General features: G+C 23.1%; 34 protein-coding genes. 13 read left to right on the forward strand and 21 right to left on the reverse strand.

Going from position 1 to position 26,508, the window contains the following annotated elements; genetic code table 4:
- Window positions 1-294: 294 nt before the first annotated feature.
- A complete protein-coding gene (locus tag AACL24_RS04030) occupies window positions 295-1,059 on the reverse strand; it encodes an OTU domain-containing protein (RefSeq protein WP_339048835.1) in 765 nt (254 codons plus the stop codon).
- Between the two features lie 18 nt (window positions 1,060-1,077).
- Here AACL24_RS04030 and AACL24_RS04035 point away from each other — a divergent pair, with 18 nt between their 5' ends.
- Window positions 1,078-1,899, forward strand: a complete 822-nt coding sequence (locus AACL24_RS04035) for an IS1595 family transposase (protein ID WP_339048837.1) — start codon at window positions 1,078-1,080, stop codon at window positions 1,897-1,899.
- Window positions 1,900-2,112: 213 nt separating this feature from the next.
- Here AACL24_RS04035 and AACL24_RS04040 read toward each other — a convergent pair whose 3' ends face one another.
- The 5 genes from AACL24_RS04040 to AACL24_RS04060 all read right to left on the reverse strand — a co-directional run bounded on the left by AACL24_RS04040 (window position 2,113) and on the right by AACL24_RS04060 (window position 5,034).
- Window positions 2,113-2,361 carry a hypothetical protein gene (locus tag AACL24_RS04040; protein ID WP_339048839.1) on the reverse strand — a complete coding sequence of 83 codons (249 nt, stop codon included), beginning with the start codon at window positions 2,359-2,361 and terminating at the stop codon, window positions 2,113-2,115.
- 92 nt (window positions 2,362-2,453) lie between these two features.
- Window positions 2,454-3,413, reverse strand: a complete 960-nt coding sequence (locus AACL24_RS04045; RefSeq protein ID WP_339048841.1) for an IS3 family transposase — start codon at window positions 3,411-3,413, stop codon at window positions 2,454-2,456.
- A gap of 203 nt (window positions 3,414-3,616) precedes the next feature.
- Window positions 3,617-4,024, reverse strand: a complete 408-nt coding sequence (locus tag AACL24_RS04050; RefSeq protein ID WP_339045908.1) for a transposase family protein — start codon at window positions 4,022-4,024, stop codon at window positions 3,617-3,619.
- A 23-nt stretch (window positions 4,025-4,047) separates the two neighbouring features.
- Window positions 4,048-4,470, reverse strand: a complete 423-nt coding sequence (locus tag AACL24_RS04055; RefSeq protein ID WP_339045912.1) for a transposase family protein — start codon at window positions 4,468-4,470, stop codon at window positions 4,048-4,050.
- A gap of 87 nt (window positions 4,471-4,557) precedes the next feature.
- Complete coding sequence (locus AACL24_RS04060) at window positions 4,558-5,034, reverse strand: hypothetical protein (RefSeq protein ID WP_339048843.1); 477 nt, start codon at window positions 5,032-5,034, stop codon at window positions 4,558-4,560.
- 154 nt (window positions 5,035-5,188) lie between these two features.
- Between AACL24_RS04060 and AACL24_RS04065 the strand changes: the two genes are divergently transcribed.
- Window positions 5,189-6,157, forward strand: a complete 969-nt coding sequence (locus AACL24_RS04065) for a hypothetical protein (RefSeq protein WP_339048845.1) — start codon at window positions 5,189-5,191, stop codon at window positions 6,155-6,157.
- Window positions 6,158-6,408: 251 nt separating this feature from the next.
- Here the strand turns inward: AACL24_RS04065 and AACL24_RS04070 are convergent, their stop codons facing one another.
- A complete protein-coding gene (locus AACL24_RS04070) occupies window positions 6,409-6,990 on the reverse strand; it encodes a putative phosphothreonine lyase domain-containg protein (protein ID WP_339048847.1) in 582 nt (193 codons plus the stop codon).
- 206 nt (window positions 6,991-7,196) lie between these two features.
- Here AACL24_RS04070 and AACL24_RS04075 point away from each other — a divergent pair, with 206 nt between their 5' ends.
- A complete protein-coding gene (locus tag AACL24_RS04075) occupies window positions 7,197-7,670 on the forward strand; it encodes an Hsp20/alpha crystallin family protein (RefSeq protein WP_339048849.1) in 474 nt (157 codons plus the stop codon).
- Between the two features lie 272 nt (window positions 7,671-7,942).
- Here AACL24_RS04075 and AACL24_RS04080 read toward each other — a convergent pair whose 3' ends face one another.
- Window positions 7,943-8,764 (reverse strand): IS1595 family transposase, encoded by an 822-nt coding sequence (locus tag AACL24_RS04080; protein WP_339048851.1) that lies wholly within the window; start codon window positions 8,762-8,764, stop codon window positions 7,943-7,945.
- Between the two features lie 124 nt (window positions 8,765-8,888).
- Here AACL24_RS04080 and trxA point away from each other — a divergent pair, with 124 nt between their 5' ends.
- Window positions 8,889-9,236: a thioredoxin gene (trxA, locus tag AACL24_RS04085; protein ID WP_339048853.1), complete on the forward strand. Its 348-nt coding sequence runs from the start codon at window positions 8,889-8,891 to the stop codon at window positions 9,234-9,236.
- A 10-nt stretch (window positions 9,237-9,246) separates the two neighbouring features.
- On the forward strand, window positions 9,247-10,071 hold the full coding sequence (locus AACL24_RS04090) for an HAD family hydrolase (RefSeq protein WP_339048855.1): 825 nt from the start codon (window positions 9,247-9,249) through the stop codon (window positions 10,069-10,071).
- A gap of 27 nt (window positions 10,072-10,098) precedes the next feature.
- Here AACL24_RS04090 and AACL24_RS04095 read toward each other — a convergent pair whose 3' ends face one another.
- Complete coding sequence (locus AACL24_RS04095) at window positions 10,099-10,326, reverse strand: transposase (RefSeq protein WP_339048857.1); 228 nt, start codon at window positions 10,324-10,326, stop codon at window positions 10,099-10,101.
- A 109-nt stretch (window positions 10,327-10,435) separates the two neighbouring features.
- On the opposite strand from AACL24_RS04095, the gene AACL24_RS04100 reads away from it, so the two are divergent.
- The 4 genes from AACL24_RS04100 (at window position 10,436) to AACL24_RS04115 (ending at window position 13,045) form a co-directional block, all read left to right on the forward strand.
- The gene (locus AACL24_RS04100; protein ID WP_339048859.1) at window positions 10,436-10,804 is read left to right on the forward strand and encodes a hypothetical protein; all 369 of its coding nucleotides are present in this window, start codon (window positions 10,436-10,438) and stop codon (window positions 10,802-10,804) included.
- Between the two features lie 41 nt (window positions 10,805-10,845).
- Window positions 10,846-11,655, forward strand: coding sequence for an IS3 family transposase (locus AACL24_RS04105; RefSeq protein WP_339048861.1), 810 nt, complete (start codon window positions 10,846-10,848; stop codon window positions 11,653-11,655).
- A 536-nt stretch (window positions 11,656-12,191) separates the two neighbouring features.
- Complete coding sequence (locus tag AACL24_RS04110) at window positions 12,192-12,614, forward strand: transposase family protein (protein WP_339045912.1); 423 nt, start codon at window positions 12,192-12,194, stop codon at window positions 12,612-12,614.
- A 23-nt stretch (window positions 12,615-12,637) separates the two neighbouring features.
- A complete protein-coding gene (locus AACL24_RS04115; RefSeq protein WP_339045908.1) occupies window positions 12,638-13,045 on the forward strand; it encodes a transposase family protein in 408 nt (135 codons plus the stop codon).
- Between the two features lie 350 nt (window positions 13,046-13,395).
- Here the strand turns inward: AACL24_RS04115 and AACL24_RS04120 are convergent, their stop codons facing one another.
- From AACL24_RS04120 to AACL24_RS04130, 4 genes are all read right to left on the reverse strand, one after another.
- Window positions 13,396-13,653 (reverse strand): hypothetical protein, encoded by a 258-nt coding sequence (locus tag AACL24_RS04120; protein WP_339048863.1) that lies wholly within the window; start codon window positions 13,651-13,653, stop codon window positions 13,396-13,398.
- A gap of 22 nt (window positions 13,654-13,675) precedes the next feature.
- Window positions 13,676-14,086, reverse strand: coding sequence for a hypothetical protein (locus AACL24_RS04125; RefSeq protein ID WP_339048865.1), 411 nt, complete (start codon window positions 14,084-14,086; stop codon window positions 13,676-13,678).
- A 687-nt stretch (window positions 14,087-14,773) separates the two neighbouring features.
- Window positions 14,774-15,037, reverse strand: a complete 264-nt coding sequence (locus AACL24_RS15500) for a SemiSWEET family sugar transporter (RefSeq protein ID WP_422398080.1) — start codon at window positions 15,035-15,037, stop codon at window positions 14,774-14,776.
- Between the two features lie 244 nt (window positions 15,038-15,281).
- Window positions 15,282-16,103, reverse strand: a complete 822-nt coding sequence (locus tag AACL24_RS04130) for an IS1595 family transposase (protein ID WP_339048867.1) — start codon at window positions 16,101-16,103, stop codon at window positions 15,282-15,284.
- A gap of 102 nt (window positions 16,104-16,205) precedes the next feature.
- Between AACL24_RS04130 and AACL24_RS04135 the strand changes: the two genes are divergently transcribed.
- A protein-coding gene (locus tag AACL24_RS04135; protein ID WP_339048869.1) for an IS3 family transposase occupies window positions 16,206-17,326 on the forward strand; the annotation gives its coding sequence in 2 pieces (ribosomal slippage) (window positions 16,206-16,449 and window positions 16,449-17,326; 1,122 coding nt in all).
- Between the two features lie 76 nt (window positions 17,327-17,402).
- Here AACL24_RS04135 and AACL24_RS04140 read toward each other — a convergent pair.
- The 3 genes from AACL24_RS04140 to AACL24_RS04150 form a co-directional block, all read right to left on the reverse strand.
- Window positions 17,403-18,641 carry an IS256 family transposase gene (locus AACL24_RS04140; protein WP_339049385.1) on the reverse strand — a complete coding sequence of 413 codons (1,239 nt, stop codon included), beginning with the start codon at window positions 18,639-18,641 and terminating at the stop codon, window positions 17,403-17,405.
- Between the two features lie 258 nt (window positions 18,642-18,899).
- Window positions 18,900-19,307, reverse strand: coding sequence for a transposase family protein (locus AACL24_RS04145; protein ID WP_339045908.1), 408 nt, complete (start codon window positions 19,305-19,307; stop codon window positions 18,900-18,902).
- 23 nt (window positions 19,308-19,330) lie between these two features.
- Complete coding sequence (locus AACL24_RS04150; RefSeq protein WP_339045912.1) at window positions 19,331-19,753, reverse strand: transposase family protein; 423 nt, start codon at window positions 19,751-19,753, stop codon at window positions 19,331-19,333.
- A gap of 193 nt (window positions 19,754-19,946) precedes the next feature.
- On the opposite strand from AACL24_RS04150, the gene AACL24_RS04155 reads away from it, so the two are divergent.
- Window positions 19,947-20,264, forward strand: a complete 318-nt coding sequence (locus AACL24_RS04155) for a hypothetical protein (protein WP_339048871.1) — start codon at window positions 19,947-19,949, stop codon at window positions 20,262-20,264.
- A 72-nt stretch (window positions 20,265-20,336) separates the two neighbouring features.
- Here AACL24_RS04155 and AACL24_RS04160 read toward each other — a convergent pair whose 3' ends face one another.
- The 5 genes from AACL24_RS04160 to AACL24_RS04180 all read right to left on the reverse strand — a co-directional run bounded on the left by AACL24_RS04160 (window position 20,337) and on the right by AACL24_RS04180 (window position 25,392).
- Window positions 20,337-20,801 carry a hypothetical protein gene (locus AACL24_RS04160; RefSeq protein ID WP_252319384.1) on the reverse strand — a complete coding sequence of 155 codons (465 nt, stop codon included), beginning with the start codon at window positions 20,799-20,801 and terminating at the stop codon, window positions 20,337-20,339.
- A gap of 170 nt (window positions 20,802-20,971) precedes the next feature.
- Window positions 20,972-21,859, reverse strand: coding sequence for a hypothetical protein (locus AACL24_RS04165; protein ID WP_339048873.1), 888 nt, complete (start codon window positions 21,857-21,859; stop codon window positions 20,972-20,974).
- Window positions 21,860-22,077: 218 nt separating this feature from the next.
- The gene (locus AACL24_RS04170; protein ID WP_339048875.1) at window positions 22,078-22,935 is read right to left on the reverse strand and encodes a hypothetical protein; all 858 of its coding nucleotides are present in this window, start codon (window positions 22,933-22,935) and stop codon (window positions 22,078-22,080) included.
- Window positions 22,936-23,191: 256 nt separating this feature from the next.
- On the reverse strand, window positions 23,192-24,469 hold the full coding sequence (locus AACL24_RS04175) for an APC family permease (RefSeq protein WP_339048877.1): 1,278 nt from the start codon (window positions 24,467-24,469) through the stop codon (window positions 23,192-23,194).
- A gap of 320 nt (window positions 24,470-24,789) precedes the next feature.
- Entirely contained in the window at window positions 24,790-25,392 is a 603-nt protein-coding gene (locus AACL24_RS04180; protein WP_339048879.1) for a hypothetical protein, read from the reverse strand.
- A gap of 96 nt (window positions 25,393-25,488) precedes the next feature.
- Between AACL24_RS04180 and AACL24_RS04185 the strand changes: the two genes are divergently transcribed.
- Complete coding sequence (locus AACL24_RS04185; RefSeq protein WP_339048882.1) at window positions 25,489-25,896, forward strand: transposase family protein; 408 nt, start codon at window positions 25,489-25,491, stop codon at window positions 25,894-25,896.
- Complete coding sequence (locus AACL24_RS04190) at window positions 25,814-26,344, forward strand: transposase family protein (protein ID WP_339048884.1); 531 nt, start codon at window positions 25,814-25,816, stop codon at window positions 26,342-26,344. The genes AACL24_RS04185 and AACL24_RS04190 overlap by 83 nt, the downstream gene beginning before the upstream one ends.
- The last annotated feature ends 164 nt before the right edge of the window (window positions 26,345-26,508 follow it).

Raw genomic sequence — 26,508 nt, forward strand, 5'->3', positions numbered from 1 at the left:
AAAATTATTTGTTCTATACAAAATAAGAACAATTTAATTATAACATTTTATTTCATATTTTAAAACTTATTTATGTCATTAAATATTTCAATTTTCGTTAAATAGTGTCCAATAAAGTGTAACCCATCCAATAATTTTTAATCATATATACCTATTATTTTTAAAATATATAATCATTTTAACTTATTTTCAAAAAGATTTTAAACAGGTTCTAACTAAAATTTGATATTGGACTAGTACTTTGTTCAGATAATCTATTTTCCTTGTTATTAGGTTCTTTTTGTAATATTTTTTCTATTGAAAAGGAAAAAAATGAATTAGTGTTATTATCATTTTTTTAAGTTTTTTATTTTCATGTCAAAGATCATCATTTTCAAGTTCTAAATCATCACAAATTTTGTTATATTGAGTTATTTCTTTTTCAGAATTTGAATCTAGTGTAGACAAAATATTATTAACTTTAATTTTTATTAAATTGTCTTCTAAAAAATATTTTTTATTATCATTTTTTTTAAGTTTTTTATTTTCATGCCAAAGATCATGATTTTCAAGTTCTAAATCATCACAAATTTTTCTTATACGAGTTATTTCTTTTTCAGAATTTGCATTTTCTTTTTTTAATTGATTGATTTTTCTTTTTAATTCATTGATTTTTTTCTTTTGGTCATCGTAATTTTTATAATTTGGTAAATACGAAAAATTCTGATAATTAAATTCATTTTGATAACTTGGTAAATTATTAATTATATTTAAAGATGTTTGATTATCTATTAAATTTTTATTTTTTTCAAATGAAGATAAATTCGAAATATATTGATAATGTTGATTTTCAAAATTTAATTTTATTTCAATCAGATTTGATATTTTATTATCTGGTTCAAAGATTTCACCATTTCTATTAATTTTACAATTTAAAAGATTGGTCATTGCTTCGATTTCAATTGATCCGCCTCAAGTACCATTTTTTCTCATTTTTTCTAAAATTATTTTTATTTGATTTTCTTCCTTAATTTCTTTTTTACCTTCTTTATTAAAAAATTTACGGACTTCTCCCCACATGTACTTTTGGAGGAAACAATGAAATTGCATGATTTTAATAATACTTTTCAAACTGAAAAACAATGTCTTGCATATATAGCAACTTTGAAACAAAGCAAATGTATTAGGTGTTCTAGTTTTAATTTTAATACTTCAAATTTAAGAAAAATGAGATGTTTGAAATGTCATCAAACATTCAGTATTCTCACGGGCACTATATTTTCAAAGTGACAAACACCTTTAATATCTTGGTTTTATCTCATCTTTAGATGAATAAACACCAAACATGGAATTCCATCAACTGATGTTGCAAAAGAATTGGCAGTGACCTTGAAAACAGCTTGAAGAATGGGTCATAAAATCCGAAGTGCCATTGCTAAACAAGAACCTCAATTCATTGTTGAGGGCATAGTGCAAATGGATGAAATGTATCTTTCACATATGGGTTTTAAAAAACAAGGAAGATCCTTGTTGAACAAAACCTTGATTGTTGGTATCTATGAAAAAACAACCAACAATCTGATTGTGAAAGTATTGAAAAACGCAAACATTAAAAATCTTTTGCAGTTTGCAATAAACCACATTTCTTCAAAGTGTGATGTACATACTGATTCTTGAAAAGGATATCGCGATTTGAAATTGGTTTTCACTAAGCATGAAACAGTTAACCATCAAGATGGCTATGTTTCAAAAACTGGTGTAAATACCAACCAAATTGAGTCAGTATGAGAACATATACGAAGAACATTTAAAACACATATAAAAGTTGCAAAACATCATATTCATTTATATTCAAAAGAAGCTGCATATAAATTCAATAACATACCTAGTTTTGAAACTGTAATGCTATGTTTGAATTAAAAATGTGGGGAGAAGTCCGTAGATAGGCTTTTCTCAGCATTTATGTGATAAAATTTAAAATAGTACATAAAGGGAGAAAAGCAAAAATAAAAATAAAAACATCATGAAAAATGTTTTTATTTAAAACTGTGTTATTATTTTATTGGAGACACTTTTGCTTTCCTATGCTTTGTGTCTTTAAAGTTGTAGTTAGTATTTTTGACTGAAGATTGGTTAATCCAATTCTTCAGTTTTTTTTATGTCGAGCTGTCGTTGTTGATAATTAGTAGATTGATATGAATTTGATATGTTGTTATTAATATTTGTTAAATTGTTTTCAGATACTTTGGTATCTTTATTTTTTTGTAAAGATAATAAATAGTCTTTGAATCGTTGTTTTTCTTTTGCAATTTGTTTTCTATGTCATTCCATGCTTTCTTGTGCATTTTTAAATTGCATTAAAAATGGATTTGATTGTTGCATGTTTTTAAATCTTTGGTTTTCAACAGTTAAAAAATGTAAACCTTTGAATTTGTCAAGAAAAGTGGACAATTAAAGTGACCTTTTATTAAATTTTATAAAATAGTGTTTGTAAGTGTTAAATTTGTAGATATGAAGTAATTATTTGTTGATTTGGAATGAGCTAATCGATATTCGATTGGACTCATTCCTTTTAATTTTGTTTGAGGTCTATCGTTATTATAAAAGTAAATATATTTGGGTAAATTTTCCTTTATTCATTCAATAGTTCTGTTTTTTCTTAGAATTTGATATAGAAATTCTGTTTTCATTGTTCCAAATCAAGATTCAGTAGCACTATTATCACAAGAATTACCTCTTCTAGACATCGAAATTTTTATTTTTAATTCGTCACATAAGGTTTTATAAGAAGGATTTGTATAATGAAATCCTTGGTCTGATTGTAAAATTCATGAAGTAGGTTTTTGAGCATTAAATCAAGCTTGAATAATGTTTTGGACAACAAATGTCATATCTAAACTTGCGCTTATTTTATAATCTAATATTTCATTATTATGAAAATCTTTAACAATTAATAAATAATATGTTTTACCATTAGTCAATAAATAAGTTATATCAGTACCTAATTTTTGATTTAAATCAGTAGTTGAAAAATCACAATTTAATAAATTATCATATCTTAAACTTCCTGATTTAGTTTTATAATCAAATTTCTTTATGCGAACCTTAGCTTTTAAACCCATATTTCTCATATATCTATATACAAAATGAAATTTTAATTTTAAATTATAAATTTTGTTAATTCATAAAGTTATCATTTTATAACCATAAATTTCTTTAAATTCATAAAAAATATTTTTAATTATATTAGCTAAAAATTTATCTCATTTATTAAATTCATTGATTCCGTTTTTAATTCATTTGTAATATCCTGATTTTGAAACCTTTAAAAATCAAAATAAATAACTAATCTGATATTTTTTCTTCAAGGAGAAAATCAGAAAATATTTCTTCTTTTTTGTCGATTTTTCTAAATACTTTTTTATATCGTTCATTGGACATATTCCGTAATTAAATTTAATTAATTGTCAATAAAATTGTTTTAAAACTATTTAGTGTTATTGAATATAGAAATAAATATTTTTTGAAAAAATAGTTTAAAAAATGAGTTTACATTTTAAACAAAAAATTGTTAATAATATTTTTATATTAACTCGATAAAAATTTAAATTTTAAAAAAATATTTTTAATATTTTTTTTATTTTAATGGTTTTATTTTATTAAAAATTTCACAAAGTAAGTTAAATCTTAAGTACATAAGTCTAAATTTAGATTTTCTACATTTATTTACTAAAATTTTGAATCTTTTCAATCAAGCAAAGACATGTTCAACTTTAATTCTAATTTTAGATACAATCTTATTGTATTTTCTTTCTTGTTTAGTTAATTTTTTATTTTTAGTTCTTTTAATTGGTATTATTGTATTTTTATAAATATTTTGTATACCTTGATATCCTAAATCACCAATAATTATTGTTTTTTCTGAAAATTCAAGATTTGAATTTTTTAATATTTGAAAATCATGCACTTTACCATTATCAGCAAAAATATCAACAATTTTTTTATTAAAAAAATCATATACAATTTGAAATTTTATAGAATACATTCAACTTTTACCAGAAAAATATTCTAACTGTAGTTTTTTTTAGTTGGTCTTTCAATTTCAATCTCAGTTGAATCAATTAAATAAAATTGAAATTCATTTGAATTTTCTTGTTTTTTATCAATTTTTAATTTATATCTTTCTTTTAAAAATTGGTAATCTTTGTGGTTACTAAGTTTATTTTCTACTCAAGTAATATTTCGAAAACAACTTGATGGGCTCATTTTAGATTTAATACTCATTTGAAAAAAAGTATAATATTCTTTTCAGTATAATAAAGTCATCATTAATCTTTCTTCTACTGAAAGTTTATTTTTTCGACCTTTATTTTTTTCTAATTTTTCTATTTCAATTAATTTTTCTAACATTTCATTAAAATGAAAACGTTTTATACCAAAATATCTATAAAATTCTTCATTTTTTAATTTTTTTAAATTTTCAAAAATCATTTTTATCAACACTTTTCTAAATTTATTGTTAATAACAAAATTATAAAATAAATTTTAAAATTATTAATTGACTTTTAAAAAATTTAATTACGGAATATGTCTATAGATACCAACAATCAAGGTTTTGTTCAACAAGGATCTTCCTTGTTTTTTAAAACCCATATGTGAAAGATACATTTCATCCATTTGCACTATGCCCTCAACAATGAATTGAGGTTCTTGTTTAGCAATGGCACTTCGGATTTTATGACCCATTCTTCAAGCTGTTTTCAAGGTCACTCCCAATTCTTTTGCAACATCGGTTGATGGAATTCCATGTTTGGTGTTTATTCATCTAAAGATGAGATAAAACCAAGATATTAAAGGTGTTTGTGACTTTGAAAATATAGTGCCCGTGAGAATACTGAATGTTTGATGACATTTCAAACATCTCATTTTTCTTAAATTTGAAGTATTCAAATTAAAACTAGAACACCTAATACATTTGCTTTGTTTCAAACTTGCTATATATGCAAGAAATTGTTTTTCAGTTTGAAAAGTATTATTAAACTCATGCAATTTCATTGTTTCCTCCACAAGTACATGTGGGGAGAAGTCCGTTTTTAAAAATAAATAATTTTATGAAAATACTTTGAAATTCTATCCAATTTCACTACTTATTTGATTTTTTTATTAAAAATCATTACAATTTAAAGACAAATTAAAGGAGTTGGAATTAATGACAACTAATAATTTTAATAATAGATATGTTAATAATACTGTTAATCCTTCCTTAAGAGGATGATTAATCTTTGCACAATTTACTGGAACAATTTTATCAGTTATTGGTTTAATGACATTTATTTATTATATGAAAAATATATCAAACAGTTTATCAAGTAATGATACTACTGGTAAATCTTTATTTGCTTTAATATTATCTATTTTAGTTTACTTTGTTTGAAGAAGTATTTATACATCTTGAGTTATTGTTCGCTTTGCTAAAAATTCAACTGATGAAGAATTGTGTGCTAATCGTTATATTATTTCTGCTCTTAGCTTAGGCGTTGGTGGTTTATTTACACCATTCTTAATGACACAATTTCCAAATATGACAACCACATCAACAATGAAACCACGTTATTTTTTGTCAAAAATAATGGGAACTTGCATTTTAATTGGATCTCCAATTTTTGCAATTACTTACTTGTTATCTAACCTTTTTAGTATTAATAGAATTAGTATGTTATTTGATATAAGTCAAACTTCTGGCTTTATTTCAGTAGTCGTCTTAGTTGCTTCCGTTTTATTTTTCCTATTTGGATTAGTAACTACCAGTTTATTTCATAAAAAGGAAACTCTTAATGAATTTGAAAATCATAATATTTCCCCATCATTGAAAGTAATTTCAACAATTTGAATGGTAATTTTAACAATTGAATTATTAGTTGTCATTTTAATGGCTATAATTCGTTTAATGGGTGCTTTTTTGGAACTATTCAAAAGTTTAGAACGCAACAGTGGAATATTTATGTTTGTTATTGGTTTATTTAATTTAATGATTACTTTCTCATATGTCATGATGGTTGTCTATGTGACAAAGCGAACAATGTTAGGATTATGAGCAAACGATGGAGTTGTAGTAATTAAAGAATATAGACATAATACTGTAGCACAAAAACGAATGGCTGCAATTTCAAATATCTAATTTAAGAAATTATTATTTGAAATAGTAAACAAATTTTAACAATGCATTTTCATTTGGTAAAATCATGATTTTAAAATTTTAAAAGATTAAAAAATAATTATCTTAAATTCATTCAAAACAGCCCTAAATTAGGGTTGTTTATTTTTTTAATACTAAACATATAAATATTTATTTCGTTTGTCTATGAGCAAATTAGATCGATTAAAATTGATTTTAAAGATATAAAGATATTGCAATTGCAATATCTTATTTTACATTTGTGGTGAGCTTGGTTTATATCCGCTTGTTGAAGGTTGATTATGTAAATCTGTTGAATTTATTTTTTGTTTATCAACTCTTCAATTTTTTTCTAAAAGCATGTTTTTGATTGTATCAGAAGAATAAATTCAAGGTTTTTGTCTTCCACCAGAATAAATTCCCATTCTTGTTTGTTCATCTGTTTTATAACGAATAATTTGACTTTGTTTTATAATTTCTTCATCTTTTAAAATTTTTAATACATTAACTACATCATTAATATCTGTATAATCTTTTGTATAAACCATAATGGCATAACTATTTGACTTATTACCGTTATTTGTAGAAACTTTTGAATGTCAAAGTTTACCATTTTGAATATTTTTTTTAATCTTATTTCAAATATTATTTACTTCTTTGTCATTAGGAAACAACATTCATTTTCCAACTTTTTTTGAATTTATTTCTATATTTTCATATTTATTATTATTTGCTCATAATCAATCATAATTTTGACTTTCTTTATCAGTTGGTAATAATTTACTATCATTTATTATTTCATTTTTATGAATATCATATTCATAAATGTTTTTCATATTAACACCTCTTTTAAATTTAAAATTCATTAATTAGGAATACTTATATTTTAATAAATTCAAATATTTTTTTCAATTTTTTTACTTAAAAGTCAAATTAAACATAAAAATTACTTGATTTTTAATATTAATTTGGTTTAAAATAAATTTGTAATTAGCAATCCAATACCTTAATTGCTAATTTAATAAAAACGGAGGTGTTAATTATGAAAAATGAAATTTCACAAACAAAAAAGAAATTAGATGTACAAAACAATTTTTCTAGACGTAATTTTTTAACTGATATATTTGATAATTTTTTTAATGATGTTATAGATTTTTCTTATCCTTTAACTTCCAAAAACGACGGAGAAAGAACATTTTTACCAAAAACAGATGTTTTTGAAAATGATTCTGAATACTGTTTAGAAATTGAATTACCTGGTGTTTTACAAGAAAACATTGATTTAAAAATAAATAATAACGTTCTTACAATAGAAGCTAAAAAAGAAGATGTTAATGAAAATAAAAATAAAAATTATCATATTAAAGAAAGATATTATGGCTCATTCTCTCGATCTATTAATTTACCATCTAATATAAGCGAAGAGTCTATAGATGCTAATTTTAAAAATGGTATATTAATTGTTAAGATACCTAAAAAAGAGCAAACAAAAACTAAAAAAATTACGATTAAATAACTAAAATAAGTATTTTTAATTCATTTAAAACAAGCCTAATTAGGCTTGTTTATTTTTTGAATACTAAACTATATAAATTTTTAAATCGTTTGTCTATGAGTAAATTAGATCGATTAAAATTGATTTTAAAGATATAAAGATATTGCAATTGCAATATCTTATTTTACATTTGTGGTGAGCTTGGTTTATATCCGCTTGTTGAAGGTTGATTATGTAAATCTGTTGAATTTATCTCTAAAAAATTAAAATTAATTTGGCTTTTCCCCACATTTTTAAATCAAACATAGCATTACAGTTTCAAAACTAGGTATGTTATTGAATTTATATGCAGCTTCTTTTGAATATAAATGAATATGATGTTTTGCAACTTTGATATGTGTTTTAAATGTTCTTCGTATATGTTTTCATACTGACTCAATTTGGTTGGTATTTACACCAGTTTTTGAAACATAGCCATCTTGATGGTTAACTGTTTCATGCTTAGTGAAAACCAATTTCAAATCGCGATATCCTTTTCAAGAATCAGTATGTACATCACACTTTGAAGAAATGTGCTTTATTGCAAACTGCAAAAGATTTTTACTGTTTGCGTTTTTCAATACTTTCACAATCAGATTGTTGGTTGTTTTTTCATAGATACCAACAATCAAGGTTTTGTTCAACAAGGATCTTCCTTGTTTTTTAAAACCCATATGTGAAAGATACATTTCATCCATTTGCACTATGCCCTCAACAATGAATTGAGGTTCTTGTTTAGCAATGGCACTTCGGATTTTATGACCCATTCTTCAAGCTGTTTTCAAGGTCACTCCCAATTCTTTTGTAACATCAGTTGATTGAATTCCATGTTTGGTGTTTATTCATCTAAAGATGAGATAAAACCAAGATATTAAAGGTGTTTGTCACTTTGAAAATATAGTGCCCGTGAGAATACTGAATGTTTGATGACATTTCAAACATCTCATTTTTCTTAAATTTGAAGTATTCAAATTAAAACTAGAACACCTAATACATTTGCTTTGTTTCAAACTTGCTATATATGCAAGACATTGTTTTTCAGTTTGAAAAGTATTATTAAACTCATGCAATTTCATTGTTTCCTACAAAAGTACATGTGGGGAGAAGTCCAAAAATTATTTTATCGTTTAATGTTTTAAAAATTAAAACTAATGATAGAATTAAACCATAAAACAAATTAAAAGAAAAGGTAGTAAACATATGCATAATGAAAGCAAAATAAAACATATTAATTCTATAACAGAAGTTGATCAACTTTTAAACTCAGGAAAAATCACAGTAATTGATTTTTCAGCAGAATGATGTGGTCCTTGTAAAATGTTAGGTCCAAGATTTGAAAAAGTTGCTAATGACACAAAACACAATAATATTAATTTTATTAAAATCGATGTTGACAGTGCTAAAGAATTAGCAAATAAGTATGAAATTCAATCAATCCCAACATTAATTTATTTTAATAAAAAAGGAAAAGAAGTTAAAAAAACTTTTGGTTTAGTTGCCGAAAAAGACATCAATAATATTATTGAAGAAATAGAAAAAGAAAAATAAGGTATTTATAATGGCTATTAAATTAATTGTTCTTGATCTAGATGGAACTTTATTAAAAAGTAGATGAAAAATCCACCCTAAAAACCTAATTGCAATCCAAAAAGCATATCAAAAAAATATTAAAGTTATTATTGCAACAGGAAGAGCACCAAGTTCAACAATTGATATTGCCAAAGCATGTTTAATGCATGAGAAAACAGGTCATATTATTTGCTATAATGGTGGTAATATTATTGATATTACTAATGATAATAGACTAGATATATTATATGAAAAATCATTAACTAAAGAACAAATACAAACAATAATTAAATTTGCTAATAAAAATAATTTAGCAATATGAGGATATAGTACTGATAATAAAACAGGCTTAATTAATCGCAGATCACTAAAAGTTAAAATTATGGAGAATTTTAATAACTTACCAACTAAACAAATTGACGAAAATACTAATGAAGGTATGTATAAAATCTTATTATTTTGTAAAAAGAAAAAACAAGTTAATCCAATTTTAGAACAATTAAATACTATTAAAGACTTAGAACTTGCTACTTCTTCACATAGTGTTATTGAAATTAATCCAATCGGTGTTAATAAGGCGGCTGCTGTTCAATTTTTATGTAAAAAATGAAATATTACTGCTGACCAAGTATTAGCTTGTGGTGATGGTATGAATGATTATAAATTAATAAAATGAGCTAAATATGGTATTGCAATGCAAAATTCTCACTCTAACTTAAAAGAAATAGCATATGACGTTACTAGTAAAAATACTTGTGGTGGTGTTGCAAAAGCTATTGATAAATATGTATTTCCTAAATCAGAGTTTGAATAAATAATTAACGGACTTCTCCCCACATTTTTAAATCAAACATAACATTACAGTTTCAAAACTAGGTATGTTATTGAATTTATATGCAGCTTCTTTTGAATATAAATGAATATGATGTTTTGCAACTTTGATATGTGTTTTAAATGTTCTTCGTATATGTTTTCATACTGACTCAATTTGGTTGGTATTTACACCAGTTTTTGAAAAATAGCCATCTTGATGATTAACTGTTTCATGCTTAGTGAAAACCGATTTCAAATCGGATATCTTTTTCAAGAATCAGTATGTACTGAACATCTAGAATAAAGTAGACACAGAATTGTAACCTTTGTGTTAAAAATACTTTAAGGAGGGTGTTCATTTTTTTATGGCTAAATGACTATCAAAAGAAGAAAAGTTAAAAATAATAAAAATAAGTAAAATTAAAACGATTGATAAAACTGCATTAGAATATGGTATTGGCCGATCATCAATAAAAGAATGAATTAAAGCATACAAATTATTAGGTGAAGAAGGTTTAGAATATGGCAATGGAATTCGTGCTAAAAAAACCAAAAGAACAGGTCGACCCAAATCTTTAAATTTTAATGAAATGACAAAACAAGAATTAATTCAATATATTGAGGTAATGAACGATATAAAAAAGTATTTAGAAAAATCGACAAAAAAGAAGAAATATTTTCTGATTTTCTCCTTGAAGAAAAAATATCAGATTAGTTATTTATGTTGATTTTAAAGGTTTCAAAATCAGGATATTACAAATGAATTAAAAACGGAATGAATGAATTTAATAAATGAGATAAATTTTTAGCTAATATAATTAAAAATATTTTTTATGAATTTAAAGAAATTTATGGTTATAAAATGATAACTTTATGAATTAACAAAATTTATAATTTAAAATTAAAATTTCATGTTGTATATAGATATATGAGAAATATGGGTTTAAAAGCTAAGGTTCGCATAAAGAAATTTGATTATAAAACTAAATCAGGAAGTTTAAGATATGATAATTTATTAAATCGTGATTTTTCAACTACTGATTTAAATCAAAAATTAGGTACTGATATAAATTATTTATTGACTAATGGTAAAACATATTATTTATCAATTGTTAAAGATTTTCATAATAATGAAATATTAGATTATAAAATAAGCGCAAGTTTAGATATGACATTTGTTGTCCAAAACATTATTCAAGCTTGAGTTAATGCTCAAAAACCTACTTCATGAATTTTACAATCAGACCAAGGATTTCATTATACAAATCCTTCTTATAAAACCTTATGTGACGAATTAAAAATAAAAATTTCGATGTCTAAAAGAGGTAATTCTTGTGATAATGGTGCTACTGAATCTTGATTTGGAACAATGAAAACAGAATTTCTATATCAAATTCTAAGAAAAAACAGAACTATTGAATGAATAAAAGAAAATTTACCCAAATATATTTACTTTTATAATAACTATAGACCTCAAACAAAATTAAAAGGAATGAGTCCAATCGAATATCAATTAGCTCATTCCAAATCAACAAATAATTACTTCATATCTATAAATTTAACACTTACAAACACTATTTTATAAAATTTAATAAAAGGTTACTTTAATTGTCCACTTTTCTTGACAAATTCAGTAATAGGTAGCAACACGTTTATTTTTCAAATTTACTAAATAAAAGAAAGATGTAAATAAAAAAAACTAGATAGGTCTTAATTTTGGCGATGTACCTAATACTTAGTATTTAATTTTTATACCTTTAATTTATCACATTTAATTAAAATTGCAAATAGAATCTTAAACTTGTCATTATTTAGTAAAAATTTCCCATTGATTATCGAATAATAATTTCCTAAAAATAAAGTTATTTTATACTACCAAATATTTAATTTAAAAAATCTCTAATTAGAGATTTTTATTTTTTGAATATTAAACCATATAAATTTTTAAATCGTTTGTATATAAGCAAATTTAATGATTTAAAATTAATTTTAAATATATAAAGATATTGTAATTTCAATAGACATATTCCGTAATTAAATTTTTTAAAAGTCAATTAATAATTTTAAAATTTATTTTATAATTTTGTTATTAACAATAAATTTAGAAAAGTGTTGATAAAAATGATTTTTGAAAATTTAAAAAAATTAAAAAATGAAGAATTTTATAGATATTTTGGTATAAAACGTTTTCATTTTAATGAAATGTTAGAAAAATTAATTGAAATAGAAAAATTAGAAAAAAATAAAGGTCGAAAAAATAAACTTTCAGTAGAAGAAAGATTAATGATGACTTTATTATACTGAAAAGAATATTATACTTTTTTTCAAATGAGTATTAAATCTAAAATGAGCCCATCAAGTTGTTTTCGAAATATTACTTGAGTAGAAAATAAACTTAGTAACCACAAAGATTACCAATTTTTAAAAGAAAGATATAAATTAAAAATTGATAAAAAACAAGAAAATTCAAATGAATTTCAATTTTATTTAATTGATTCAACTGAGATTGAAATTGAAAGACCAACTAAAAAAAACTACAGTTAGAATATTTTTCTGGTAAAAGTTGAATGTATTCTATAAAATTTCAAATTGTATATGATTTTTTTAATAAAAAAATTGTTGATATTTTTGCTGATAATGGTAAAGTGCATGATTTTCAAATATTAAAAAATTCAAATCTTGAATTTTCAGAAAAAACAATAATTATTGGTGATTTAGGATATCAAGGTATACAAAATATTTATAAAAATACAATAATACCAATTAAAAGAACTAAAAATAAAAAATTAACTAAACAAGAAAGAAAATACAATAAGATTGTATCTAAAATTAGAATTAAAGTTGAACATGTCTTTGCTTGATTGAAAAGATTCAAAATTTTAGTAAATAAATGTAGAAAATCTAAATTTAGACTTATGTACTTAAGATTTAACTTACTTTGTGAAATTTTTAATAAAATAAAACCATTAAAATAAAAAAAATATTAAAAATATTTTTTTAAAATTTAAATTTTTATCGAGTTAATATAAAAATATTATTAACAATTTTTTGTTTAAAATGTAAACTCATTTTTTAAACTATTTTTTCAAAAAATATTTATTTCTATATTCAATAACACTAAATAGTTTTAAAACAATTTTATTGACAATTAATTAAATTTAATTACGGAATATGTCCAATATCTTATTTTTTACATTTTTGGTGAGCTTGGTTTAGTGCTACTTGTTAAATATTTAATATTTTTTGATATTTTATTTTCTATTTGGTTAATTTCCAACGCCATTTTTTAAAGATTTAAAAGTTTTTTGTCTAAATGTTTTAATCTTTAATTAATTTGCTTATTTTCAAGTATAAGATTGTTATTTTTTTTATTTAAATAATTTACTTTTTGATTTATATTTTCTATAAATAAATTGTCATTTCTTTTTTTCGATTTATTAATTTCATCTTTAAAATAATCAAAGGCTTCAATACCAATTTCATTTTTATTAGTATTTATTCTTTTTAATTCAATACTATCTTGTTTTTGTTCTTTATTTTCTAAAAACATTATTTCTCATTCTGGATTCATTTTCTTTTTCATAATAACTTCAGTCCTTAATAATTTAAATTTTTACTGAGTTTAATTTAGTACTAATTGTTGAAAGTTGATTTTGCAAATCTATAGAATTTATTTCATTTTTACAATTCAATGAAAAAGTTTTGTTTGATTTTAAAAATTTAGGATTAAAAATGTTTCCTGTTATTAAACAAGGTTTATTTGAAAATAAATTCATCTGTTTTAGTATTTCACTTTTATTAATTAAAAATTTTATTTCTTGTTTTTTATTTTGAAAAATAGGTGATTGATTAATATAATTTGCACCTAAATTAACAAATTTTTGTTTTTCATCACTTAATCTATCTTTTCACATAAGCCCAAATAACTCTTTAAGAGCTTCTTTATCAAGACCATCAAATTCTGGTTCTCCCTTATCGTTACACTTAAATTTAGACTTTTCTATAAAATCAATCATTTTTTTAGTTTCTATTAGTTCTTTAAATATTACTTTATAAGTATTTTTATACATTTGTCAAAATATAATTTTATTCATAAAATCTTTCTCTCAAATAAAAAACTCATTTATTTTAAAATAAAATAATCAGTTAAAAACTTATATTAAGTTTAATTAAATTATACAAAAAAAGTTCCTATATGAAAACAAGGAACTAAAATTTTTAAGCGTTATTTGAAATTTGTATTTATTTAAAACTGTAATTTTCCAAAATAATTTAATTTTTTAATAAATATTTTTGGGGAATTTTCACTCGATATTGACAATAGAATCTTAAACTTTAATTAAATATAATCGTTACAAGTGCCATCGCCAGACCACACCAGTAACTAGATAATTGTATAATAAATTAGTATTTAAATGAATTAAAATAGGCTTTTCTCAGCATTTATGTGAAGTGATAACTTTTAATATTTTCTACCATTTAAATAAGTTGAAAAAATATTTGAATTTATTAAAATATAAATATTCCTATTTGAGGAATTTTAAATTTAAATTTATTTCAAGGAGTTGATTTTTTATTAAAACATTTGTAAAAAATTTAAGTTCTAGATGAAGTTTATTTTGGAAATTATTTAAAAAAGAACGGTTTGTTAAAAAGAAAAGTTTTTAATGTAAATAGACCACCATAATTATGGTGGTCTATTTTTATGGTTCTTTATAATGAATATTTAATTTAAAACCCAAAATAATAATTGTTGAAATCAAAATTATTAAATCTAAACTTACAACTTCTCAATTTTTTATAAATATTCCATAAGTTATTCATAAAAAACAATATAATAGTTGAATTAATAACATGAAAAATGATAAATCGCGTACTCTTTTTGTTTTAATTATTTTGATAATTTGGGGTAAAAATATAAAACTATTTACAGCAACTGCTAATCAACCGATTATTTCTTTATTTATAAATTACCTCTTTTGTTTTATTTTAAAATTTCATAACTGTGTTGTTTAGGATATGCTTCAATGGAGTTGATTTTATTTTCAATTCAATTGGCAATTGTTTGTGAATTTGTAATTCAGTGAATTTTACCACCATCAACAAGTCATTGACGTATATTAATTAAGGCTTTTCTCCCTTTATGTACTATTTTAAATTTTATCACATAAATGCTGAGAAAAGCCTATCTACGGACTTCTCCCCACATTTTTAAATCAAACATAGCATTACAGTTTCAAAACTAGGTATGTTATTGAATTTATATGCAGCTTCTTTTGAATATAAATGAATATGATGTTTTGCAACTTTGATATGTGTTTTAAATGTTCTTCGTATATGTTTTCATACTGACTCAATTTGGTTGGTATTTACACCAGTTTTTGAAACATAGCCATCTTGATGGTTAACTGTTTCATGCTTAGTGAAAACCAATTTCAAATCGCGATATCCTTTTCAAGAATCAGTATGTACATCACACTTTGAAGAAATGTGGTTTATTGCAAACTGCAAAAGATTTTTACTGTTTGCGTTTTTCAATACTTTCACAATCAGATTGTTGGTTGTTTTTTCATAGATACCAACAATCAAGGTTTTGTTCAACAGGGATCTTCCTTGTTTTTTAAAACCCATATGTGAAAGATACATTTCATCCATTTGCACTATGCCCTCAACAATGAATTGAGGTTCTTGTTTAGCAATGGCACTTCGGATTTTATGACCCATTCTTCAAGCTGTTTTCAAGGTCACTACCAATTCTTTTGCAACATCAGTTGATGGAATTCCATGTTTGGTGTTTATTCATCTAAAGATGAGATAAAACCAAGATATTAAAGGTGTTTGTGACTTTGAAAATATAGTGCCCGTGAGAATACTGAATGTTTGATGACATTTCAAACATCTCATTTTTCTTAAATTTGAAGTATTCAAATTAAAACTAGAACACCTAATACATTTGCTTTGTTTCAAACTTGCTATATATGCAAGACATTGTTTTTCAGTTTGAAAAGTATTATTAAACTCATTCAATTTCATTGTTTCCTCCACAAGTACATGTGGGGTGGATGGGTTACACTTTATTGGACGTTAATTACGTAGACAAATAAACAAATTTGTTAAAAGAAAGGAACTATAATTATGACAAATATTAACTCATATACCGATGAATTTAAAAAACAAATAGTAGCTTTATATCAAAGTGGTAAATCAGTATCTTGCCTTGCTAAAGAATATAATGTTACAAGAGCAGCTACTTATAAATGAATTAAGCAATTTACTAATTCAGGTAGTTTTAAAACTAAAGATAACCGTTCTTTTGAAGAAAATGAATTAATTAAATTAAGAAAAGAATTAAAAGAGTTACGAATGGAAAATGATATTTTAAAGCAAGCAGCACTAATAATACGCAGAAAGTAGAGATTATTGTAAATAATAAATCTAAATATAAAATTAGTACAATGTGTCGTTTTTTAAAACTTTCTAAATCAACATATTATTTTAATTTAAAGAAAAAAGAAAATAAAATCAAAAATAATATTTATGATAAAGCTGTTATTAGTGCTTTTAAAGAAAATAAAGAAGTTTATGGTACTAGAAGATTAAAAGTTATAATATCAAACCAAGAAATTTATTTATCACGCAGAAAAATTAAAGAAATTATGAATAAACATAATTTAATATCAAAATACACTAAATTAAGATACAAAAATCATCATAATAAAGTCAATGATAGTCAAATAACTAATCTTGTTAATAGAAACTTTAATAATAAAGCTAAAAATGAAGCTATTGTTAGTGATTTAACTTATGTGCAAGTTAATGGCAAATGAAACTATATTTGCTTATTAATCGACCTATTTAACCGCGAAATTATCGGACATAGTGTAGGTACTAAAAAAGATGCATCATTAGTATATCAAGCATTTATGCAATCAAATCGCTGTTTAAAAAATATGCAAATATTTCATAGCGATCGCGGTAATGAATTTAATAATAAAATTATTGATAAACTTTTACTAGCATTCAACATTAACCGCTCTTTAAGCAAAAAAGGCTGTCCTTATGATAATGCTGTTGCTGAAGCAACTTTTAAAACTTTTAAGACTGAATTTATTAATGATAAAAATTTTACATCATTAATCCAATTAAAATTAGAGTTATTCGATTACATCAACTGATACAACAACATAAGAATTCACAGCACTTTAAACTACTTAACTCCAGTTAATTATCAAAAGCAAATGTTTACCAAAAAATAGTCCTAAAAAGTGTTGCCATTCCAATCTTGAAAATTGAGGCTTTTATGTAATCTGTGTATCTTTGTTTTACAAAGTACTAGTTTAGATTAATTCTATCTTCAAATTTTATCATAAAATGAGCAATTGCTGTATTTCAATTTTGAATGGGCATTGTTCATTTTTTTGTTATATTTTCAATTGCTAAATAAAATATTTTAAAAACTGCTATATCATTAGGAAAAACTTTTTTATTTCTGATAACTTTTCGTAATTGACTATTTACAGATTCAATAGCATTTGTTGTATAAATAACTCTTTTGATTTCTGTAGGATAACTAATAAAAACCATTAAATTATCTCAATTTTTATATCAAGATTTAGCAATTTGAGGATATTGTTTATTTCACTTATTTTCAAAGGATTCTAAAGCCTGCATTGCTTGTTCTTCACTACATGCAGTATAAATTGGTTTTAAATCTGCAACTAGAGATTTTCTATGCTTATATGAGACATATTTCAAACTATTTCTAATTTGATGAACTATGCATAATTGATGTTCTGTTTTAAGATAAACTGATTGTATTGCTTCTGACATGCCTGTTAAATTATCACTGCAGGCAATAAGAATATCATTTAAGCCACGATTTTTCATTTCTGTTAAATTTGCTAATCAAAATTTAGCACCTTCATTTTCACTAATTCATAAACCTAAAACATCTTTTTTACCTTCTAAATCAACTCCTAAAGCTATATAAATTGATTTATTAATAATCCTTTTATCTTGTCGTACTTTCACTACTATGCAATCAAAATAAACAATCGGATAGACACTTTCTAATGGTCGATTTTGCCATGCTTTTACATCATCAATAACATCATCAGTAATTTGACTAATAACACTTTCACTAATATCAGCACCATGATATAACTCTTGTAATTGCATTCTAATATCTGATAATGTCATACCTTTTGCATATAAAGAAAGAACTTGTTGATCAAAACCATCAAATCTTCTTTGTCTTTTTGCAACTATTATAGGATTAAAATTACTATTGCGATCTCGTGGTACATCAATCTCAATTTTACCTTGTTGAGTTATTATTTTTTTTGAACTTATACCATTACGAGCATTGTCACTATTACTATGTTGATTCTTTTCATATCCCAAATAATTTTGCATCTCAGAATTCAACATTTTTTCTACTAATCTTTTTGTTAATTCTTTATACAATCCTCCCTCTTTAAAAACTGTTGTTAAATCTTCAGTATTTTCTAATAATAAATCTACTGCTTTTGATATTGGATCATTATTATTAATATTTTGCTTTTTAGCCATCTGTAACTCACTCTTTCTAGTCATTTAATTATATTTACTAGAATTAATTAAACATAGGACATATTCCGTAATTAAATTTAATTAATTGTCAATAAAATTGTTTTAAAACTATTTAGTGTTATTGAATATAGAAATAAATATTTTTTGAAAAAATAGTTTAAAAAATGAGTTTACATTTTAAACAAAAAATTGTTAATAATATTTTTATATTAACTCGATAAAAATTTAAATTTTAAAAAAATATTTTTAATATTTTTTTTATTTTAATGGTTTTATTTTATTAAAAATTTCACAAAGTAAGTTAAATCTTAAGTACATAAGTCTAAATTTAGATTTTCTACATTTATTTACTAAAATTTTGAATCTTTTCAATCAAGCAAAGACATGTTCAACTTTAATTCTAATTTTAGATACAATCTTATTGTATTTTCTTTCTTGTTTAGTTAATTTTTTATTTTTAGTTCTTTTAATTGGTATTATTGTATTTTTATAAATATTTTGTATACCTTGATATCCTAAATCACCAATAATTATTGTTTTTTCTGAAAATTCAAGATTTGAATTTTTTAATATTTGAAAATCATGCACTTTACCATTATCAGCAAAAATATCAACAATTTTTTTATTAAAAAAATCATATACAATTTGAAATTTTATAGAATACATTCAACTTTTACCAGAAAAATATTCTAACTGTAGTTTTTTTTAGTTGGTCTTTCAATTTCAATCTCAGTTGAATCAATTAAATAAAATTGAAATTCATTTGAATTTTCTTGTTTTTTATCAATTTTTAATTTATATCTTTCTTTTAAAAATTGGTAATCTTTGTGGTTACTAAGTTTATTTTCTACTCAAGTAATATTTCGAAAACAACTTGATGGGCTCATTTTAGATTTAATACTCATTTGAAAAAAAGTATAATATTCTTTTCAGTATAATAAAGTCATCATTAATCTTTCTTCTACTGAAAGTTTATTTTTTCGACCTTTATTTTTTTCTAATTTTTCTATTTCAATTAATTTTTCTAACATTTCATTAAAATGAAAACGTTTTATACCAAAATATCTATAAAATTCTTCATTTTTTAATTTTTTTAAATTTTCAAAAATCATTTTTATCAACACTTTTCTAAATTTATTGTTAATAACAAAATTATAAAATAAATTTTAAAATTATTAATTGACTTTTAAAAAATTTAATTACGGAATATGTCTATAGTTATTTTTGTAAGTTACACAGATTACTAAACATTACCCAAAATTATTCTCGTCTAACTTTATAATTTTAAGACAAATTTGAATATTATTGACAACATCGGTACGCTCCCAAATTAGTTATGATATTTTTTTGAATATGGAACAAATATATAATGATGAAAATCAAAGTAATTTTCAAAAATTATTTTATAACATTATTATCGATTTTACTAAAAAAGATGAGACTGGGTTTGCTGGTGGTATTTTAGAATCAGATTATACTACAGCAATTTCAATAATAATTGAACATTTTGAAGAAATTAATCAATTTTTTAAAACTTTATCACAAGGCCAAGGTATAAAAATTATTACAAATAGAATTGGATCATGAGATAAAAATGATAATATGGGAATATTTAATCAGTAAAACCTAATTATAATTAAGTAATATTTAGTTTTTATTTTGATATTTTTTTTTAAAATTATTTTGAAAAAAATATTAATTTAAAATTCGTGGTTTAGATTGAAAAGTATTACTAATACCATTATTACTACTATTACTATCAACAGTATTATTTATAATTGGCTTAATACGCATATCAAATATAGTAATAGCAACATTTTTAATACTAATAAAAAATTGCTTTAAAAAATCTAATTGTTCAAATGTAAAATTTAGTTCTTGATTAGTAATCAAATCATTAATTTTTTTAATATCATAATTATTTTCATAATATACAGCAAAATTATCACATTGATTTTGTTTGATCAACATAAAAAAAGAATCAATAGTATTATTATCCAACTCTTCAATTGGTAATGCTTTTAAAATTTTAGGTTCAGTATCATTATAAGTTGTTGTTACTTTATATAAAATTTTTAAATCATTATCAATTTTATATTTTTCTAATTTATAATTTTTTAATTGATTGTTATCATTAACATAATATGATTTGTTTGCCATTTGATTACCACCTTTAAATAAAATAAATCCTTTTTCAATTTAAATAAATGAAAAGAGATTTAAAAAATCAAGTATTAGTTCTTATTTAATTTTACAACTAAATTATTTAGAAATAAAGTAAATCTATAATAAAATATATTATTTTATTATAGATTTAAATTTAATTTATATTAATTAGAAAATTTATTATTTGCCTGGAGTTCCAACAGCCATTTTTTTTCAAGAATAACACTATCAAAATGTAACTGTAAAAATGCGGGTTCACCATCATTAAAAGTTTTTATTTCTTCTGTGCCGGTAGGTGAACTAAAAAAATGAGTTGTAAAAGATGTATTTAATACTTTAAGTAAAGACTCAAACTTTGTTTTGTTTAATTCATCAGTAAACTCTAATTTAAAACCAGAAGTTGGCTGATCGGCCTTGAATCCTTGATCAGCAGTTAGTTTTAAATCAGTTAAAGGTTCTTTTATAATATTACTTGTTATTACCTTTGAAACATTTAAATTTGCTGCCTTTATATTAATATTATAAGATTTAACAAGCTTAGCAGCAGTTTTGCTACTCATAATATCAATTTGACAAATACCATCCGCTACTTTAAAGTCAGTTGTGTCAGCAACTGATATTTCACCTGGAGCAGCAGTTTTAATTGTTACAATTAAATTGGTAATAGCATCAACATCGGATTCTGAATAATCATTATCTTGATTACCAGATGTAAATCCTAATTCCCTTAAAAAGGTTGCAGCATCAGCATCTTTTGCTTTCCATTTACCATCAGTAGAACCTTCAACTAATAACTTTTCTTTAAACAAATTATCTTTAATAAGATTAGTAGAGTCAGTAGTGATAATACAAGTTCCAAGATTATCAAAATTTATTACTTCATCAATTATACTTGTATTTTCATCACTATATCATCCTAATAATTCTGCATATTTCCCATTTAATTGCGGATTATTAGGAATATTTGAACCATTATTACCGCACGCAACAACTGAAGGAGTTGCTCCTACTGTTAATGCAAGGGCACCTATTAATCTTAATATATTTTTCATATTCACATATACCTCCAATAATATTCTTTAAACTTATTATAATAACTATAAATCAATAACTTAGTTACTTTTTTTAATATAACATCGTATAATAAGTTCTCCAATATTTATTATATACTATATGTTTATAATTTTTAAAAATATGAAAAATAAACATTTTTTAAAAATAAATTACTTCTTTTAAATTAAAAGGAGTAATTTATTTTTATTTTATAAAATTATGCAACTGTTAATGTAGTTTTTACAGTAGTAGGATCAAAATTAACATCACCTGTTTTATAACTTATTTCTAATTTTTTACCTTCTGCTCATGTTCCTTCAGCATCAGTCGATTCCATTTGCGCAGAAATTTTTAAGCCAGTTAACGTATTTAAAGCCATAAATTGTTTTCCATTATCTGTTTTATCAACAATACTTATTGCTGCTCCTTGTTTAGCACCTGGTGGAATATTTCCATCTTTTACAAATAAAATATTTGAATTTGTAACAACATCAGTATCTACTATTTCAATTTTACCAGCTATTGCAGCAAGACCAGCAGCAATAACACCTTTTGTTTTATCAGCTTTTAACTTAATGCCATAAACATCACCAAGTGCCTCTTCACCTTTTTTAAATTGGAAGTTAAAAGTACCACCAGTAATAGCATAATCTTTACTATCATCCATTTTAGCTAATTCTGGTTTAATATTAGTAACTTCAGCAGTTATTGCGTCTAATACAGCTTTATCAAAAACTCCATCAGCAAAACTAGTTCCCTCTTTTGGTTTAACTTTTAATACATTAGTAATAAAATCAAAACATGATTGATTTGCCGCTTTATCTCCCTCTCCTAATAATTTACTAGCTTTAATTGCTGATGCTTCAGCAACAGCTCAACTAACATTATCCTTGACAGTTGTATCAAGTGAAGCTGTTTGTACACCTTCTCCTTTTTCATCTGTTAACCCTAATTGTTTTGATACTTCTACGTTCATGGCTACACCAGCTTTATCACCACAAGCAACAATTGAAGTAGTAGCTGCTGTTGTTAATGTTAATGTACCCATTAATCTTAATATATTTTTCATATTCATATATAGTACCTCCAATAATATGACTTTTGAACTACAAATACAATAACCACAATTTAGAATTAATTCTAAACATAATATTGAAATGAATCCAATTAACATTATACATCATATTTTACTTTCTACCATCAATATACTTTATAATAATATAAAAAAATATTCATTATTAACACCTTTAATATTAGTATAAAAATTTATCAAAAATAATAAATACTAAAAATGTATTGGTTATTATAACCAATACATTTTTAAACTTTTTTTATTCTTCGTCTTCACGCCATTCGCCTTCTGACATCAATAATTCTTTACGTACATTTTTAGCAATTGTATAATTAGGGTTTTTATCATCACCATTAATTAAAACATTACGTACTAAATAATTTTCAATTTCATTTTGTAGATTTTTTGCAACAAAAGGTCAATCATCTTTCACTCTAAATTCGCTATCCAATTCTTCTTGTAATTTAGGATTTGTAAGCATTCTTTTTCTTTGCATTGGCTTATAATAAGCAAAGTATCAAATTAGAGCAAACGCAATGCTAGCAATTAAATAAATTAATTGTAAAACATTAGAAGTTATATCAGATATTCCTTTTGTAGTATCAGTTCCACCTTTACCAATAAGACTTGCACCCGAAATTAAACCATTGATTAAAGATCTTAATCATTCTTCAAATTGTCAAACTAAGAAAAGTGTTGCTGCAAGTCAAATAATAATTTCAAAAATATTTTTTTTCAATTTCTTTTTTATAGACAGTTTAATTGCAATGGAAAGTACAAAAACATAAATAATAACCATAATAATACCGGCTTCAGCGGTTAATGTTCCATAATTAACAATCGAACTTAAAACTAATTGTCCATCCTTATAAACAGGATGCAACGTATCAACTATTACTCCAATAATATCAGGTAAAATTAATCATACAAAAGCTGAAGAAAAAGTAATAACTAAATTTAATCTAGAAGCTTTAAATGGAATGTTATCTTTTGATAATTCTTTATATTTAGGTGAAATATACCCCTCAACAGATAATGGTTCTAAAATAGCACCACTATATAAAGCATTTTGCATTCCAGCATTAGACTTTAATGAAATAGTACAAATTAACATTACAAGGATACCAATTATTCCTAATCATTGTGTATGAGCTTTATCACCTAAAATTTTAAAAATACTTAAGTTGGGATTATCTGAAAAATTACCAGCAACAGCACCAATCATAAGGATTGTTACTGCCATATAAAAAATAGTAGATAAAATCATAACAATAACTAATGAACGACTAATATTTTTTTCAGGATTTCTAACATTTTTACCAATTGCTGAATAGGTTTCAAATCCTAAAAAGAAAAAGAAACACATGGCAAAAGCTTGTGAAAAGTTATTAGCAGTTAATTGTTGATGAGAAGTAGTCATATCTCAATTTGAAGTTCCTGCCATCACAAATAATATAATAGTTGCTATGATTAATAAAAAAGTTGTTCCTCATTTTAAATAACTAGAAATATTCACAAATTTTTTAAATGCAGCCATTCCTAAAAATAATACACAAGAAGCTAAACCATAAATTAGAATTCCAATCAAATCTAATCCTAAATGTTGTCATACTCCTCAATTAGCATATAAAAAAGAGGGAGCGTACCGATGTTGTCAATAATATTCAAATTTGTCTTAAAATTATAAAGTTAGACGAGAATAATTTTGACTTCAATATGCAATTGTATGTTAATCTTAACACTTGAAAAATATTAGTCAACAATAATACTTACTTTTATAATTCAAAAATTCTTATTAAAGTTTACTTTAATAAGTTTTATTTTATTTTTGGTTTTTTTTAAATCTTTAATTTTAATTTATAATAATTGGATGGCAGTATTTATTTGATAGCATTTAAAATTAACCATTTTTGTATACATATCAATGTTATAGGTTCTATCACCAATCATATGCTTTAAAATTTGTTTAATATTAGTTTCAGTAAAGCAACCAATATTTTCAACTAGTGCTTGGTTTAATACACCATCTTTTGCATTAATAAAATAACCAACTTTTAATTTTTTATATTGCAAAGTTAATGATTGTAAAAAATCAATTAATTCATAATATTGACCTTTTTCAAATAAAGTTATTGCATTTTGATAGTGTAATTTAGCAATTTTATTTTTTCTTCTTCCAGCCATTATACCAAGAAATAAAACATGAAAAGCATGGAATTTATCTAAAATAAATTTAGCATTTAAAATTGTAGCAGTTTTTCTAATTCATTTTGCACTATCACCACAAACTATTAAATTTGCTTGGTCAAAATTTTCAAAAAATAAATTGCCATGTTTTTGAATTAATTTAGCTGTTTTTTCTGCACCAATTTCTGTCTTGGAAACTCTTATTTTACATACAGCTCTTTTATTAATTAATTTTCCATTTTTCTTTTTACCAGTACAAAATACTAAAGACATATTCCGTAATTAAATTTTTTAAAAGTCAATTAATAATTTTAAAATTTATTTTATAATTTTGTTATTAACAATAAATTTAGAAAAGTGTTGATAAAAATGATTTTTGAAAATTTAAAAAAATTAAAAAATGAAGAATTTTATAGATATTTTGGTATAAAACGTTTTCATTTTAATGAAATGTTAGAAAAATTAATTGAAATAGAAAAATTAGAAAAAAATAAAGGTCGAAAAAATAAACTTTCAGTAGAAGAAAGATTAATGATGACTTTATTATACTGAAAAGAATATTATACTTTTTTTCAAATGAGTATTAAATCTAAAATGAGCCCATCAAGTTGTTTTCGAAATATTACTTGAGTAGAAAATAAACTTAGTAACCACAAAGATTACCAATTTTTAAAAGAAAGATATAAATTAAAAATTGATAAAAAAACAAGAAAATTCAAATGAATTTCAATTTTATTTAATTGATTCAACTGAGATTGAAATTGAAAGACCAACTAAAAAAAAACTACAGTTAGAATATTTTTCTGGTAAAAGTTGAATGTATTCTATAAAATTTCAAATTGTATATGATTTTTTTAATAAAAAAATTGTTGATATTTTTGCTGATAATGGTAAAGTGCATGATTTTCAAATATTAAAAAATTCAAATCTTGAATTTTCAGAAAAAACAATAATTATTGGTGATTTAGGATATCAAGGTATACAAAATATTTATAAAAATACAATAATACCAATTAAAAGAACTAAAAATAAAAAATTAACTAAACAAGAAAGAAAATACAATAAGATTGTATCTAAAATTAGAATTAAAGTTGAACATGTCTTTGCTTGATTGAAAAGATTCAAAATTTTAGTAAATAAATGTAGAAAATCTAAATTTAGACTTATGTACTTAAGATTTAACTTACTTTGTGAAATTTTTAATAAAATAAAACCATTAAAATAAAAAAAATATTAAAAATATTTTTTTAAAATTTAAATTTTTATCGAGTTAATATAAAAATATTATTAACAATTTTTTGTTTAAAATGTAAACTCATTTTTTAAACTATTTTTTCAAAAAATATTTATTTCTATATTCAATAACACTAAATAGTTTTAAAACAATTT

The organism is Spiroplasma endosymbiont of Colias croceus (assembly GCF_964020095.1).
Lineage (GTDB): Bacteria > Bacillota_I > Bacilli_A > Mycoplasmatales > VBWQ01 > Spiroplasma_E.